This window comes from Streptosporangium roseum DSM 43021 (assembly GCF_000024865.1).
Classification (GTDB): Bacteria; Actinomycetota; Actinomycetes; order Streptosporangiales; family Streptosporangiaceae; genus Streptosporangium; species Streptosporangium roseum.
The window spans coordinates 510,366-524,681 of the sequence record NC_013595.1 but is presented as its reverse complement, the minus strand read 5'-3'; the positions used below and the strand labels follow the sequence as shown (position 1 = coordinate 524,681).

Here is a 14,316-nt window from a genome sequence, read left to right as displayed (position 1 = left end):
CCGGCCGGGACCTCCCTAGCCGGGCTTGGCCGCCAGGCCGGTGCAGCCGCGCAGCGCCTTCCAGCCGGTGACGGCCTGCTGCCGGTTCGCCCCGGTGAGCGGGACCGGCACGCCGCCCTGGATGGTGGCCGGGGTCCACTGGTCCTTGAGCACCTTGCGGCCGTTGATCGTCAGAGTGAGCACGCCGGTCCTGCCGGTCTCCGGGCCCGAGTTGTAGAAGGCGAAGTTGCCCATGCCGTAGTTGACGTAGCCGTTCTTCAGATAACCGCCGCCGAGCAGGATGTGCGCGTGGCCGCCCACGACGACGTCGGCCCCGGCCGCGACCAGTTTGGGCGCCAGGCCACGCTGGGCCTCGTTCGGGCACTTCTGCAGCTCGGTGCCCCAGTGCAGGTGGACGATCACCGTGTCGGAGTTCTTCCGCGCCCGGCGCACCTCCTGGATCAGCCGCGGCTCGTCCTTGGCCGAGGCCAGCCCGCCCTTGTCGCCGGCGGCCGTCCACGCCTGAATGAACTCCGAGTCCAGCACCTGGGTGGCGCCGATGACGGCGACGCGGTTACCGTTCACGGTCGTCCGCCACGGCCTGTAGGCCTCGGCCTCGTTCCTGCCCACGCCCACGATCGGGAACTTCGAGCGCCTGATCGCGGCCAGCGAGTCGGTCAGCCCGCTCTCCATGTAGTCCATGCCGTGGTTGTTGGCCATGGACGCGACGTCCACCCCGGCCGCCTTCAGCGCGGTCAGCGCGGAGGCGGGGGCCCGGAAGGTGTATTGCTTGCCCGGCGCCTTGGTGCCGCCGGTGGTGATCGCGGTCTCCAGGTTGACCATCGCGAGGTCGGAGCGGCTGAGCACCTTGGCGATGGGGCCGAGCGCGGTCCGCGGGTTGGCGTCCAGCCGGGACCTCAGCACCCCCTCGAAGTGCACGTCACCTCCGAAGGAGATGGTGTACGGCCTGCGCTCGGGCGTGGGCGCGGCCTCGCCGGAGGCGGTCGGCTTCTCGGCGACGTCCGGCGTGGAGCTCGGGGAGGAGGATTCGGCTGTCGTCGAGCATGCCGTCACGAGCAGGCAGGAGAGGGCGATTGCGGTGGCCACACCGAGGCGGCGAGGAATATACGTGTCCATCGGTATCCGAGGATGTCACCTGATCGGCCGTAAGCGGCACAACTTGGCCGTCGGAGATCTGATTCTCCCAAACTTGGATGACTCGTTTACTTGAATCATTCCGGTTTAGGGCATAACGTGTGCCTATGGGGGACGAAGACCGACTCCGAAAGGCAGGCCTGCGGGTGACCGCGGCCCGCTTGGCGATCATGCAGACCGTGCGGGAGGGCGACCACCTGGACGTGGACGCCGTCCATCGTGGCGTGCGGGACCGGGTCGGTCAGGTCTCCCTGCAAGCCGTCTACGACTCCCTGCACGCGCTGCAGCGCGGCGGACTGCTCCGGCGGATCGAACCCGCCGGCAGCCCCGCCCGATACGAGACACGGGTCGGTGACAACCATCACCACCTCGTCTGCCGTCAGTGCGGAAAGGTCACGGACGTGGACTGTGCCGTCGGGCACGCTCCCTGCCTGGCCCCTGCGTCGGATGCCGGATATCTGGTCGACGAGGCAGACGTCATCTACTGGGGCATGTGTCCCGACTGTCGTTCCGAAGACGCTCGATGAAGAGAACCCCCGGAGGACCGCGTATGAGCACCAGGCCCATCACCACGACCGATGCGGGAATCCCCGCTCCGAGTGACGAGCACTCGCAGTCGGTCGGCCCGAACGGGCCCCTGCTGCTGCAGGACCACTACCTGATCCAGAAGATGGCGCACTTCAACCGGGAGCGCGTGCCCGAGCGGGTGGTCCACGCCAAGGGCGGCGGCGCGCACGGCATCCTTCAGATCACCGAGGACGTCAGCCAGTTCACCAAGGCCGGGCTGTTCCAGAAGGGCAAGGAGACCCCGCTCTTCCTGCGCTTCTCCTCGGTGGCCGGCGAGCTCGGCAGCCCGGACACCCAGCGTGACCCGCGCGGCTTCGCGATCAAGTTCTACACCGAAGAGGGCAACTACGACATCGTCGGCAACAACACGCCGATCTTCTTCATCCGCGACCCGCAGAAGTTCTCCGACTTCATCCACAGCCAGAAGCGCCGCGCCGACACCAACCTGCGCGACCACAACATGCAGTGGGACTTCTGGACGCTCTCCCCGGAGACCGCCCACCAGGTCACCTTCCTGATGACCGACCGCGGCACCCCGGCGTCCTGGCGCCACGTGCACGGCTTCGGCTCGCACACCTTCCTGTGGTACAACGCCGCCGGCGAGAAGTTCTGGATCAAGTACCACTTCAAGACCGACCAGGGCATCAAGAACTTCACCGACGCCGAGGCCGGCGCGGTCATCGCCCAGGACGCGGACTACCACATCCGTGACCTGCACACCGCGATCAAGAACGGCGACCACCCGTCCTGGACCGTGAACGTCCAGGTCATGCCGTTCGAGGACGCCGCCGACTACCGGTTCAACCCGTTCGACCTGACCAAGGTGTGGCCGCACTCCGACTACCCCGAGATCACGATCGGCAAGTTCGTCCTGAACCGGAACCCGGACAACTACTTCGCCGAGGTGGAGCAGTCGAGCTTCGAGCCCGCCAACCTGGTGCCGGGCATCGGCCCGTCCCCGGACAAGATGCTCCAGGGCCGGCTGTTCTCCTACCCCGACGCCCACCGCTACCGCATCGGCGCCAACTACCTGCAGCTGCCGATCAACAGGCCGCTGTCGCCCGTCCACAGCTACAACAAGGACGGCCAGATGGCCTTCGTCAACCCCAGCGACCCGGTCTACGCACCGAACACGGTGGGTGGCCCGGCCGCCGACCCGGCACTGTTCGAGGGTGAGAACTACCAGGTGAGCGGCGAGATCATCCGCTCCGCCTACACCCTGCACCGCGAGGACGACGACTACGTCCAGCCCCGCGCCCTGTGGGAGAACGTCCTGTCCGACACCGACCGCTCCCACCTGGTGAGCAACGTCGTCGGCCACGCCTCGGCCCCCGAGGTCACCGCCGAGATGAAGAAGCGCGTCGTGGAGTACTGGACCAACATCCACAAGGACCTGGGCCAGGGCGTCGCCCAGGGTCTCGGCGTCGCCGGCTAGTCCGTTCGGGCAGGAGGGTGAGGTCGCCGCACCCTCCTGCCACCACGCCGCCGGACACGCGTGTCCGGCGGCGTCCGGCCGGGGGTCTCGCGTTCGGAGGGCGCGATCGACGGCCACTATTCTGCGGATATGCCAGACGCTGACGTTTCCGAGCTGTTCGATCCGGCCGCGTGGACCGAGATCGAGGGCTTTGATTTCACCGACATCACCTACCACCGCTCCTCCGAGACCCGTTCCGGCAAGCGGGTCGTGCGCGTCGCGTTCCACCGGCCGGAGGTCCGCAACGCGTTCCGCCCGCACACGGTGGACGAGCTGTATCGCGCGCTCGACCACGCGCGGATGAGTTCCGACGTGGGCTGCGTGCTGCTCACCGGCAACGGCCCCTCCCCGAAGGACGGCGGCTGGGCCTTCTGCTCCGGCGGCGACCAACGCATCCGCGGACGATCGGGGTACCAGTACGCGGACGGCGACACCTCGGACACCGTCGACCCTGCGCGTGCGGGCAGGCTGCACATCCTTGAGGTGCAGCGACTGATCCGGTTCATGCCGAAGGTGGTCGTCGCGGTGGTGCCGGGCTGGGCCGCGGGGGGCGGGCATTCGCTGCATGTGGTGTGCGACCTCACCCTCGCCTCGGCCGAGCACGCCCGCTTCAAGCAGACCGACGCCGACGTGGGCTCGTTCGACGGCGGCTACGGCTCGGCATACCTGGCGCGTCAGGTGGGTCAGAAGTTCGCGCGGGAGATCTTCTTCCTCGGCGAGGAGTACTCGGCGGACCAGATGCACGCGATGGGGGCGGTGAACGCCGTCGTGCCCCACGCGGAGCTGGAGGCGACCGCGTTGGAGTGGGCGTGGAAGATCAACGGTAAGTCGCCGACCGCCCAGCGGATGCTCAAATACGCCTTCAACATGATCGACGACGGCCTGGTCGGCCAGCAGTTGTTCGCCGGCGAGACGACGCGCCTCGCATACATGCAGGACGAGGCCGTCGAGGGCCGGGACTCGTTCCTGGAGAAGCGCGCTCCCGACTGGTCCCGGTTCCCCTACTACTTCTGAGCGCTGCGCCGCGCGGGTGCGACTCCGGGCTGCACGCTGTGCCGCGCGGGTGAGGCTCCGGGCAGACCGGCCGCGGAGCGTCCCGGCGTTCCCGGGCCCGGAGCCGTCACTCCGGCGCCGGGGACAGCCCTCGCCCGCCGGGCCCCGTCCGGGAACAGACGGGAGGATCACCGAAATCCTCCTGCCCGCTTCCCCGCGTCTCCGGGGCGGGCCATGATGAGTTCAGTCGACGAACTCAGGAGTGCCGATGAGAACCGCGCACCGGACCTGTCCCCTCTGCGAGGCCGTCTGCGGCCTGCGGCTGACACTCGACGACACCGGGCACGTCACGTCGGTCAAGGGTGACCCGGACGACCCGTTCTCCAAGGGGTTCATCTGCCCCAAGGGCGCGAGCCTGGGGCGCCTCGACGAGGATCCCGACCGGCTGCGCGTCCCGATGACCCGCAAGGGCGGCGAGTGGCGCGAGGCCACCTGGGAGGAGGCCTTCCAGGCCGTTGACCAGGGCCTCAAGGACGTCGTCGACACCCACGGCCGCCAGGCCCTGGCCGTCTACCTCGGCAACCCGAACGCCCACTCCATGGCCGGCGCCCTGTACGGCCCGCCGCTGATCCGCGCGCTCGGCACCCGCAACGTCTTCTCCGCCAGCACCGCCGACCAGATGCCCAAACACGTCTCCTGCGGCCTCATGCTCGGCGACCCGATGGCCATCGCGGTACCCGACCTCGACCGCACCGACTACCTGCTGATCCTCGGCGCCAACCCCCTGGAGTCCAACGGCTCGCTCTGCACCGCCCCGGACTTCCCCGGCCGGCTCAAGGCCCTGCGCGGGCGCGGCGGCAAGCTCGTGGTCGTCGACCCGCGCCGCACCAGGACCGCCGCCCTCGCCGACGAGCACCTGTTCGTACGGCCCGGCACCGACGCCTACCTGCTGCTCGGCATCGTCCACACCCTCCTCGCCGAGGACCTCACGAAGATCGATGTCGAGGTGAACGGCCTGGAGGAGCTCCGGCGGCTGGCGATGGAGTTCGCCCCGGAGACCGTGGCCCAGGCGTGCGGGGTGCCCGCCGGAGAGATCGCCCGGCTGGCCCGCGAGCTGGCCGCGGCCCCCACGGCCGCCGTCTACGCGCGCATCGGCACGTGCACCGCCGAGTTCGGCACCGTCGCGCAGTGGCTGGTCGACGTGGTCAACATCCTGACCGGCAACTTCGACCGCCCCGGCGGGGTCATGTTCGCCAAGACCGCCGTCGAGAACGGCCGCAGGCGCAGGCCGTACACCACGGGACGCTGGCACAGCCGCGTCCGCGCGCTGCCGGAGGCGAACGGCGAGCTGCCGGTGGCCACCCTCGCCGACGAGATCGAGACCCCGGGCGAGGGGCAGGTCAGGGCGCTGATCACGGTGGCGGGCAACCCGGTGCTGTCGGCGCCGAACGGCCCCCGGCTGGACCGGGCCTTCCGCGACCTGGACTTCATGGTCTGCGTCGACCCCTACCTGAACGAGACGACCCGGCACGCGAACGTCATCCTGCCGCCGCCGCCCGTGATGCGGACGCCGCACTATGACCTGTCGCTGCTGTTCGTGGCGGTGCGCAACTACGCCCGGTTCTCCCCGCCGGTCCTGCCGCCGGAGCCGGGACGGCCGTCGGAGGCCGGGATCCTGGCCCGGCTGACGATGATCGCCTCAGGGCAGGGGGCGGACGCCGATCCGGACCTGCTCGACGAGATGATCCTCGACCGGATGCTCCGCAAGGCCGTCGAGACGCCCGGCTCGCCGGTGGAGGGCTGCGAGGTGGCCGAGCTGCGTGCCTCGCTGGACGGGACCACCGGGGCCGAACGACGGCTGGACGCCATGCTCAGGCTCGGCCCCTACGGCCTGTCGCTGGCCAAGCTCCTCGCCAACCCGCACGGCGTCGACCTGGGCCCGCTGGAGCCCCGGCTGGCGGAGGTGCTGTGCACGACCTCGGGCCGGGTGGAGCTGGCTCCGCCGCCGCTGGTGGAGGACCTCGCGCGGCTGCGCGGGCGGCTGGCCGTACCGCCCGCGGAGATGGTGCTGATCGGGCGGCGTCACCTGCGGTCCAACAACAGCTGGCTGCACAACGTGGGGCCGCTGGTCGGCGGGAGCAACCGCTGCACGCTGCAGATCAACCCCGACGACGTGACCAGGCTCGGGCTCGGCGGGCACGCGCTCGTCCGCTCTGCGGGCGGGGAGCTCGTGGTGCCGCTGGAACCCACTGAAACGATCATGCCCGGGGTGGTGAGCCTGCCCCATGGCTGGGGGCACGCCGGGACCGCGCAACTGGTCGCGGCGGAACACCCGGGGGTCAGCGCGAACACGTTGACCGACGACTCCGTGGTCGACATCCCCTCGGGAAACGCCGTGTTCAACGGGGTTCCGGTCACGCTCAGTCCCGTGTGATCACATGATCGTTCGGAAAAGGGGGATCGGCGCGCATTAGGCTTGCCCAGGTGACCACCCCTCCAGAACAGGACCGCCTGCACGCCCAGCTCGCCTTCGCCATGGAGATCGACAAGCTCAGACGCATCGTCCGCCGCAACACCCTGATGGACGGGTCGCGGCGGGAGAACGACGCCGAGCATTCGTGGTACGTGGGCATGCTGGCGATGGTCTTGGCCGAGCACGCCCCGCCGGGCACCGACCTGGACAAGGTCGTCGCGATGTTGCTCGTCCATGACATCGTCGAGATCGACGCCGGAGACACGTTCATCTACGACGCCCACGCCGTCGAGGCCCAGCTCGGCATCGAGCGCAAGGCCGCCGACCGGATCTTCGGGCTGCTGCCCGAGGACCAGGCGAAGCGGCTGCGCGCGCTGTGGGACGAGTTCGAGGAACGCAAGACCCCCGAGGCCAGGTTCGCCAAGGCCCTCGACAGGATCGCGCCGATCATGGCCAACCACCACAACGAGGGCGGCACCTGGTCGCTCTACAAGGTGACGGCCGGGCAGGTGCTGGAGAAGGTGAAAATCATCGAGGAGGGGTCGGCGACGCTGGGGGCCTACGCCACCGAGATCATCGAGCTCTCCGTCAGCCGGGGGCATTTGGCGCGTGCATAACCCTGTTCCCGGGTAGGTCCTTATGGGTTGAGAAGGGGGCGATTGTGAAGGAAACCGTCAAAACAAAACGCCGCAGCTTCAAGCATCTGGTACCCCCGGTCGACCTCACCGGCCGGATCGAGCGGTCGACCAGAATGGACCGGACGATCCACGCCGTGGCCAAGGCCGTACGCCGGCGGCTCGGCCCGGGGCGGCTGCGTGACCTGCTGCACGGGGTTCCCACCGGCAAGCCCCTTCACCCGCCGCTCGTCACCGTCAGCCTCGGCTGCTGGGTGGCGACGGCGGTGCTCGACCTGACCCACGCCGACCCGCGTGCGGCGCGGGCGGTGCTCACCACCGGGATCGCGACGGCGCTCCCCGCCGCGGCGGCGGGGATCACCGACTGGTCGTCGCTCCACCGGGAGCAGCAGCGGGTCGGGTTCGTGCACGCGGTCGCCAACCTGACCGCGGTGGGGCTCTACGCCGGCTCGCTGGCGCTGCGGCTCGCGGGCGACGACCGGCGCGGCCGGCTGCTGTCGTTCGCGGCGCTCGGCGCCGCCGGGCTGGGCGGCCAGCTCGGCGGTCACCTGGCCTACCGGCAAGCCGCCGGGGCCAACCACGCCGAGTCGGTGGCCCACCTGGTCCCGCTGGGCTGGCACGACCTGTGCGAGCTCAAGGACCTGCCGGACGGGCGTCCGGTGGCCAGGCGGCTGGGCTACATCGACCTGTTCGTGCTGAGGGTCGGCGAGGGGGTCACCGTGCTCGCCGACGGCTGCTCCCACCTCGCCGGACCGCTGCACCAGGGGCGCCTGGTCTCCGAGGACGGCTCCGCCTGCGTGGTGTGCCCCTGGCACGGGAGCACCTTCCGGCTGTCGGACGGGACGGTCGCGCACGGCCCCGCCACCGCCCCGCAGCCGTCCTTCGAGACCCGGATCCGCCGCGACGGCGTGCTCCAGGTGCGGCCCGCCCCGCTCTAGTCGGGCTTGCCGTCGGCCGGGTGCTCGACCAGCGCCAGGATCCGGCTGGACATGAACCGGGCGGTGCGCACGGCCGTACCACTACGGGTGACCTCGCTCACCTCGACCACGCCACCTCGGCGGTTGGACACCTCGACCCGGCGGCCCGCCTTGGTGGCGACGACTTCGTAGGTACGCGAGCTGTCGCCCGCGTCGATGACGATCTCTACCTTGTCGCCTTTCATGTCTGCTTTATGCCCAAAAGCCGCTGAATTTATCCGTACACCAGTTTGATTATCGCCAGAATTCCGATACAGACAATGAAGCCGCGCAGAATGGGCGCCGGCAGCTTCCGGCCGACCTTCGCGCCGAGGAAACCGCCGATCGTGGCCCCCGCCGCGACCAGCGCCACCGCCCGCCAGTCCACCTCGGCGACGATGACGAACAGGACCGCGGCGGTCGCGTTGACCAGCAGCGAGAGCACGTTCTTGGCGGCATTGACCCGCTGCAGGTCGTCGTCGAGGAAACTGCCCAGCAGCCCGATGAGCAGGACCCCCTGGGCCGCGCCGAAATAGCCCCCGTAGATCCCGGCGGCGAGAACCCCGATCCACAGCCACGGCCCGCCGTGCGGGTGGGGATCCTCCCGCCGGGCGCTCAGCCACCTGTTGAGCCTGGGCTGGACCACCACCAGCACGCACGCCAGGCCGATCAGGATCGGCACGACCACGTTGAAGGTGTCGGCGGGCAGGAAGAGCAGCAGCACCCCACCGATGAGGGAGCCCGCGATCGAGGCGGCGCCCAGCCGGATCAGCCGCTCACGCTGCCCCGCCAGCTCGGCGCGGTAGCCGAGCGCGCCGGTCAGCGACCCCGGCACCAGCCCGATGTTGTTGGACACGTTGGCGACGATCGGCGGCAGCCCCACCGCCACCATCGTCGGGAACGTGATCAGCGACCCCGACCCGACGACGGCGTTGATGCCCCCGGCCCCTATCCCGGCCGCGAGGATCGCGATCGCTTCCCATGGCGTCATCTGGCTACCCCTGCCTGGCTCGTACGGCTCGCGCCCATGAACGGTGCGCGGCACTCACCGGATGCTAGGAGGGGGACGCTCCATGACCGGCGGCGGGGGTGTCCCCGGCACCGGGCAGACCTCCCCGCCACCGGCCGCCGGCCTTCGGGCGGCGGCCGGAGCGGGTCTCAGAAATGATGCGCCCGGGCATACCAGCGGCCGTCGAGCCCGCGCTCCAGGTTGAGCGGGACGCTGAAGGTCCGGGACAGGTTTTCGGCGGTCATCACCTGGTCGATCGGGCCCTGGGCGACCACCGAGCCGTGCCGGAGCAGCAGCGCGTGGGTGAACCCGCTGGGCACCTCCTCCACGTGATGGGTGACCAGCACCATGGTCGGCGCCTTCGGGTCGTGCGCGAACGTCGCCAGGCGGCGGACCAGGTCCTCCCTGCCGCCCAGGTCCAGTCCGGCGGCGGGCTCGTCCAGCAGCAGCAGCTCGGGGTCCGGCATGAGCGCCCGCGCGATCTGCACCCGCTTGCGCTCGCCCTCCGACAGCGTGTTGAACCGGCGCCGGATCAGATGGGCGCAGCCGAGCTGGTCGATCAGCTCGACGGCACGGGTGACGTCGTTGGAGTCGTACTCCTCCGTCCAGCGTCCGAGGATCGCGTAGGAGGCGGTGAGCACCAGGTCGATGACCTTCTCCTCCGGCGGCACCTTCTCGGCGAGCGCGGCGCTCGCGAGCCCGATCCGGGGCCGCAGGTCGAACACGTCACTCTGACCGAGCCGCTCGCCCAGGATCTCCACGATGCCCTCGGTGGGGAACAGCATCGCCCCGACGACCTGCAACAGCGTCGTCTTCCCCGCGCCGTTGGGACCGATGACGACCCACCGCTCGTCCTCGTGAACGGTCCAGTCGATGTCCCGCAGCAGGGCCGCCCCGTCTCTGCGGACGGTGACGTCCTGTAGCCGAAGCACCTGACCGCCCATCCCTTACGCCTCCTCGTGAATCGCTCGAACAAAACCTATTGCAGGACAAGCGCATATCGTGGATCGGTGCACCCTGATTCACAGATCTCGGCCACCTTGGTCTGCTGGGGCAACGCCTGGCTCACCGGGCAGGTCGGCCTCGACGAGGCCGCCGACCGGGTGGAGCGACAGGCCGGCCCCCAACTCGTCGCCGGAGAGAACGGCGACCTTCTCCTCCGTGCCTTCCTCGCCGACCTGCGGGTCGAAGGCATGAAATCCCTGCGCCTGGCCCTGCCCGTCGCCGGCGACCCGCTCGGACTCACCGGACCGCCCCCCTTCAACTCCGCGGCCATCGAGGCCGGACAGGCGGCGATAGCCGTGCTTCCCGGCAGATGCCTCGGCCTGGTCCCCATGCAGGACCGCCGCGGGTCATCGTACGCCGGGGTGCGCTGGAGCGTACTGGAGGCCAGTGCCAACGTCCCCGACATCCCCTCCCTCTCCGAGGCCGAGCACACCCTGACGCTCGCGATGCGCACGGCCACCGACGCCCTGCTCGGCGTCGAGGGCCCGGCCCAGGGGCATCGGCGGGTGGAGAGCGTCGACGACGGCCTGGCCCCCGGCTACCCGGCCCGCGCCCACCGGGTCGCCGCCCTCGCCGCCCGGCTCGCCGCAGTACTCCAGGTCGCCGACGACCGGGGGCTCACCTCCGGCCAGATCGTCACCCGGGGCAACGCCCTGCGCGATCTCGACCGCGCGGTACGGCGGGCACGCGTGGCCGCCCACCACGCCATCACCGAGCTCGTCTAGCCGCCGTCCCGGCGGACCGGGCGCGGCGGACCCGCTGTGTGAGATGCCTTCCCCCCGGCGCGTCCGGGCACGGCGGAGCCCGCCGGCGGCGGGGTCAGGCCAGGCCGTTCCGTACCGCGTAGAGGGCGGCCTGGGTCCTGTCCTGCACGCCCAGCTTCATCAGCACGTTGGAGACATGGGTCTTCACGGTCTTCTCCGCCACCGCCAGCTCCCGGGCGATCTCACGGTTGGACCGGCCCGAGGCGATCAGCGTGAGCACCTCACGCTCCCGGTCGGTCAGCGGCGCCACGTATCTGCCCTCCGCCGGCGCGGGGGCGGGGGCGGGGACGGACAGCATCGCCTCGGCGGCCTCGGGGGCCAGCAGCACCTGCCCGCCGTGGACGGCGCGGATGGCCTGGACGAGCGCGGCGGGGTCGACGTCCTTGTAGAGGAAGCCGGACGCGCCGGCCCGCATCGCCGGGGCGACGTCCTCCCGGTCGCCGACCGAGGTCAGCACCAGCACACGCGGGGAGAGCCCGTGCTCCGCCAGCCGGACGAGCGTGCCGAGACCGTCGAGGACCGGCATCTTCAGGTCGAGCAGCAGCACGTCGGGGGCGAGGGACTCCACCAGGGCGACCGCCTCGGCGCCGTCGGCCGCCTCCCCCACCACGTCGAGGTCGTCCTGCAGGCCCAGGAAGGTACGCAGTCCCTGCCGGACGACCGGGTGGTCGTCGACGATCAGCACGCGGATCACACCGGCACCTCCATCCGCACCAGGGTCCCGTGACCGGGCTCCGACGTCACGCGCACGCTCCCGCCCAGGGCCTGCGCCCTGTCCTCCATCGACGCGATACCCAGCCCTCGCCCGGCGGCGGCGGCCACGTCGAACCCCGCCCCGTCGTCGCGCACCTCCAGGATCACACGGCCCGCCTCGCAGCCCAGCCGCACGCCGACGGCCCGCGCCGCCGAGTGCCGGGAGGCGTTGTGCAGCGCCTCCTGGGCCACCCGCAGGACCGCCACCTCGGTCGCCGGTTCGAGGGAGCACACCGGCGCCTCGTCGAACGTGAACGACGCCGGGTGCAGCCGGTCCAGCAGGCGCACGTGCTTGCGGAGCGTCTCGGCCAGGCCGTGGCGGTCGAGCTCGGCCGGACGGAGCTCGACGATCACCGCGCGGAGTTCGGCGAGCGCCTCCCCCGCCAGCCGTTCCACCCGTTCCAGCTCCTCCAGCGCCCGCGCGGGGTCGCGGGTCACCAGCGAGGCCGCCGCCTGGGTGGTGAGCCGCAGCGAGAACAGCTTCTGGGTCACCGCGTCGTGCAGCTCCCGGGCCATCCGGGTGCGCTCCTCCACCAGTGCCAGCTCCCGGCCTCGCTCGTAGAGGCGGGCGTTGGTGAGCGCGATCGCGGCGTGCGCGGCGAACATGGTCAGCAGCCGCTGGTCGGCCTCGGTGAAGCCGCCGGGAGCCCGCTTGTTGGACAGGAAGACGATGCCGAGCACCTGGTCGCCGTCGCGGATCGGCACCCCGAGGAAGTCCTTGAGCACCGGATGGGCGCGCGGCCAGTATTCGAACCTCGGGTCCCTGCGGATGTCGGGCAGCCGGACCGGCGCGCCATCGCGCAGCATCGCACCGAGCATGCCGTGCTGGCGGGGCATCGGCCCGATCGCGTCCCACTCCTCGTCGGAGATGCCCTCGGCGACGAACTCGGCGAACGCCCCCTGGTCGTCGGGCACGCCGAGCGCGGCGTAGCGTGCGTCCAGCAGCTGCTGCGCCGAGCGCACGATGACCTGGAGCACCTCCCGGACCGAGAGGTGCCTGGTCACCGCGAGAACAGCGGAGCTCACCGCCTGCAGGACGGCGTCCCGGTCTTCGGTCACGGGAAAACTCTAGGCGCCGCCGCCCACCGCGGCGTCGGGCCGGGGTCCTAGGTCCATCAGCCCAGGCGTGGCCCGGTCCTGCGGCCGATGCGCGCGAGACGTCCGGTTCCTACCGTCGGGGACATGACGAAGACCGCACTCATCGCCGGCGCCTCCCGCGGATTCGGCCTGGCCCGTTCCGGGGCCGGAGACGGTCGTGCCCACCCTGCGGCGGCTGATCGGGGAACGTCCGGCGAGCGGCCGGGTGAGCCACCCGTGAGCGCGCGAGGCGAGCGGGCGGACGGGCGCGGCGGGCGGCGGGCGAGGCGGGCGGAGGAGGTCTCGTGAGCACGCCCGTGACGGACGCCATGGCGCCGGGTTTCGTGCTCCCGCACGACCTGGAGGCGCACGAGCCGCCGGAGGCGCGGGGGCTGACCCGTGACGGGGTGCGGCTCCTGGTCTCGCACGGCGCCACCGGGGAGATCACCCACCACGGGTTCGCCGAGCTGCCCGGCCTGCTCCACCCCGGCGACCTGCTGGTGGTCAACAACTCCGCCACCCTTCCGGCCGCGGTCCGGCTCGACCGGCTCGCGGTGCACTTCTCCACCGAGCGCGAGGACGGCACCTGGCTGGTGGAGCTGCGCCGCCGGATGGAGCGGCGGTCCGGGCCCGGCGGCGGGGGCGCCGGGCAGGACGCGCGGGACCGGCGGAGGCCGGGGACGGCCCCGGCGGCGGGCACGGAGATGGCCAGCGAGCCCTACCCGGGCGGCGCGGCCGGAGAATGGCTGCCGCTGCCCGGCGGGGCCACGCTGCGCCTGCTGGACCGGGAGACCCCGCGCCTGTGGCGGGCCCGGCTGGACCGCGAGGTCCCCGCCTACCTGCGCCGGTACGGCGTGCCGATCCGCTACTCCTACGTGGAGCGGGACTGGCCGCTGGAGGACTACCAGACCGTGTTCGGGATCCGGCCCGGCAGCGCGGAGATGCCCAGCGCCGGACGGCCGTTCACCGCGGAGCTGGTGACCGGGCTGGTCTCACGCGGGATCGGCGTCGCGCCGATCACCCTGCACACCGGGGTGACCTCGCCGTCGACGGACGAGCCGCCCTGCCCGGAGTGGTTCGAGGTCTCCGAGGCGACCGCGCGGCAGGCCGAGCTCACCCGTGAGTCCGGAGGCCGGGTGATCGCGGTGGGCACGACCGTGGTGCGGGCGCTGGAGACGGCCGCTCTGGCCTGCGGCCGTGTCCGGGCCGCGCGGGGCTGGACCTCCCACCTGGTGACCCCCTCGGCCGGGGTGAGGGCGGTGAACGGCCTGATCACCGGCCTGCACGGGCCGCGCTCCAGCCACCTGCCGATGCTGTCCGCGATCGCCGGCGGCGAGTTGCTCTCCCGGTCCTACGCGGAGGCGCTCGGGGAGGGTTATCTCTGGCACGAATTCGGCGACGTCCACCTGATTCTCCAGTAGCCAGTCAGCCGCAAGGGGTTTCCAAGTCGGCCGCCCCATGCTGGGCACGGCAACC

Annotated in this window: 15 protein-coding genes; 9 read left to right on the top strand and 6 right to left on the bottom strand. The window is 71.3% G+C overall.

Translation table 11 applies throughout. From position 1 onward, the window contains the following. Positions 1-15: 15 nt before the first annotated feature. Entirely contained in the window at positions 16-1,116 is a 1,101-nt protein-coding gene (locus SROS_RS02440; RefSeq protein WP_012887289.1) for a CapA family protein, read from the bottom strand. Between the two features lie 125 nt (positions 1,117-1,241). Here SROS_RS02440 and SROS_RS02435 point away from each other — a divergent pair, with 125 nt between their 5' ends. From SROS_RS02435 to SROS_RS02410, 6 genes are all read left to right on the top strand, one after another. Continuing rightward, complete coding sequence (locus SROS_RS02435; protein WP_012887288.1) at positions 1,242-1,661, top strand: Fur family transcriptional regulator; 420 nt, start codon at positions 1,242-1,244, stop codon at positions 1,659-1,661. A 23-nt stretch (positions 1,662-1,684) separates the two neighbouring features. Continuing rightward, positions 1,685-3,136 carry a catalase gene (locus tag SROS_RS02430; protein WP_012887287.1) on the top strand — a complete coding sequence of 484 codons (1,452 nt, stop codon included), beginning with the start codon at positions 1,685-1,687 and terminating at the stop codon, positions 3,134-3,136. Between the two features lie 129 nt (positions 3,137-3,265). Beyond that, a complete protein-coding gene (locus SROS_RS02425; protein ID WP_012887286.1) occupies positions 3,266-4,189 on the top strand; it encodes a 1,4-dihydroxy-2-naphthoyl-CoA synthase in 924 nt (307 codons plus the stop codon). A gap of 247 nt (positions 4,190-4,436) precedes the next feature. Further along, complete coding sequence (locus tag SROS_RS02420) at positions 4,437-6,602, top strand: molybdopterin-dependent oxidoreductase (RefSeq protein WP_012887285.1); 2,166 nt, start codon at positions 4,437-4,439, stop codon at positions 6,600-6,602. A gap of 101 nt (positions 6,603-6,703) precedes the next feature. Next, positions 6,704-7,258, top strand: a complete 555-nt coding sequence (locus tag SROS_RS02415; RefSeq protein WP_081453387.1) for an HD domain-containing protein — start codon at positions 6,704-6,706, stop codon at positions 7,256-7,258. A 44-nt stretch (positions 7,259-7,302) separates the two neighbouring features. Continuing rightward, complete coding sequence (locus SROS_RS02410) at positions 7,303-8,214, top strand: Rieske (2Fe-2S) protein (protein ID WP_012887283.1); 912 nt, start codon at positions 7,303-7,305, stop codon at positions 8,212-8,214. Here the strand turns inward: SROS_RS02410 and SROS_RS02405 are convergent. The 3 genes from SROS_RS02405 to SROS_RS02395 all read right to left on the bottom strand — a co-directional run bounded on the left by SROS_RS02405 (position 8,211) and on the right by SROS_RS02395 (position 10,185). After that, positions 8,211-8,438: a hypothetical protein gene (locus SROS_RS02405; protein WP_012887282.1), complete on the bottom strand. Its 228-nt coding sequence runs from the start codon at positions 8,436-8,438 to the stop codon at positions 8,211-8,213. The two genes, SROS_RS02410 and SROS_RS02405, sit on opposite strands and share 4 nt — an antisense overlap. A 29-nt stretch (positions 8,439-8,467) precedes the next feature. Further along, complete coding sequence (locus SROS_RS02400) at positions 8,468-9,223, bottom strand: sulfite exporter TauE/SafE family protein (protein WP_012887281.1); 756 nt, start codon at positions 9,221-9,223, stop codon at positions 8,468-8,470. 167 nt (positions 9,224-9,390) lie between these two features. Beyond that, entirely contained in the window at positions 9,391-10,185 is a 795-nt protein-coding gene (locus SROS_RS02395; RefSeq protein ID WP_012887280.1) for an ABC transporter ATP-binding protein, read from the bottom strand. 66 nt (positions 10,186-10,251) lie between these two features. On the opposite strand from SROS_RS02395, the gene SROS_RS02390 reads away from it, so the two are divergent. Continuing rightward, positions 10,252-10,971: a hypothetical protein gene (locus SROS_RS02390; RefSeq protein WP_012887279.1), complete on the top strand. Its 720-nt coding sequence runs from the start codon at positions 10,252-10,254 to the stop codon at positions 10,969-10,971. Between the two features lie 94 nt (positions 10,972-11,065). Here the strand turns inward: SROS_RS02390 and SROS_RS02385 are convergent, their stop codons facing one another. Then, a complete protein-coding gene (locus SROS_RS02385; protein ID WP_012887278.1) occupies positions 11,066-11,704 on the bottom strand; it encodes a response regulator in 639 nt (212 codons plus the stop codon). Further along, on the bottom strand, positions 11,701-12,822 hold the full coding sequence (locus SROS_RS02380; RefSeq protein WP_012887277.1) for a GAF domain-containing sensor histidine kinase: 1,122 nt from the start codon (positions 12,820-12,822) through the stop codon (positions 11,701-11,703). Before SROS_RS02380 ends, SROS_RS02385 begins: the two co-directional genes overlap by 4 nt. Positions 12,823-12,945: 123 nt before the next feature. On the opposite strand from SROS_RS02380, the gene SROS_RS49145 reads away from it, so the two are divergent. Continuing rightward, a complete protein-coding gene (locus tag SROS_RS49145) occupies positions 12,946-13,149 on the top strand; it encodes a hypothetical protein (protein ID WP_148268924.1) in 204 nt (67 codons plus the stop codon). After that, positions 13,146-14,261 carry an S-adenosylmethionine:tRNA ribosyltransferase-isomerase gene (locus tag SROS_RS02375; protein ID WP_012887276.1) on the top strand — a complete coding sequence of 372 codons (1,116 nt, stop codon included), beginning with the start codon at positions 13,146-13,148 and terminating at the stop codon, positions 14,259-14,261. The genes SROS_RS49145 and SROS_RS02375 overlap by 4 nt, the downstream gene beginning before the upstream one ends. The last annotated feature ends 55 nt before the right edge of the window (positions 14,262-14,316 follow it).

Excerpts from the sequence above, each read along its gene's own strand:
- SROS_RS02440 (WP_012887289.1), bottom strand. The coding sequence starts at position 1,116 with ATGGACACGTATATTCCTCGCCGCCTCGGTGTGGCCACCGCAATCGCC.
- SROS_RS02435 (WP_012887288.1), top strand. The coding sequence starts at position 1,242 with ATGGGGGACGAAGACCGACTCCGAAAGGCAGGCCTGCGGGTGACCGCG.
- SROS_RS02430 (WP_012887287.1), top strand. The coding sequence starts at position 1,685 with ATGAGCACCAGGCCCATCACCACGACCGATGCGGGAATCCCCGCTCCG.
- SROS_RS02425 (WP_012887286.1), top strand. The coding sequence starts at position 3,266 with ATGCCAGACGCTGACGTTTCCGAGCTGTTCGATCCGGCCGCGTGGACC.
- SROS_RS02420 (WP_012887285.1), top strand. The coding sequence starts at position 4,437 with ATGAGAACCGCGCACCGGACCTGTCCCCTCTGCGAGGCCGTCTGCGGC.
- SROS_RS02415 (WP_081453387.1), top strand. The coding sequence starts at position 6,704 with ATGGAGATCGACAAGCTCAGACGCATCGTCCGCCGCAACACCCTGATG.
- SROS_RS02405 (WP_012887282.1), bottom strand. The coding sequence starts at position 8,438 with ATGAAAGGCGACAAGGTAGAGATCGTCATCGACGCGGGCGACAGCTCG.
- SROS_RS02400 (WP_012887281.1), bottom strand. The coding sequence starts at position 9,223 with ATGACGCCATGGGAAGCGATCGCGATCCTCGCGGCCGGGATAGGGGCC.
- SROS_RS02395 (WP_012887280.1), bottom strand. The coding sequence starts at position 10,185 with ATGGGCGGTCAGGTGCTTCGGCTACAGGACGTCACCGTCCGCAGAGAC.
- SROS_RS49145 (WP_148268924.1), top strand. The coding sequence starts at position 12,946 with ATGACGAAGACCGCACTCATCGCCGGCGCCTCCCGCGGATTCGGCCTG.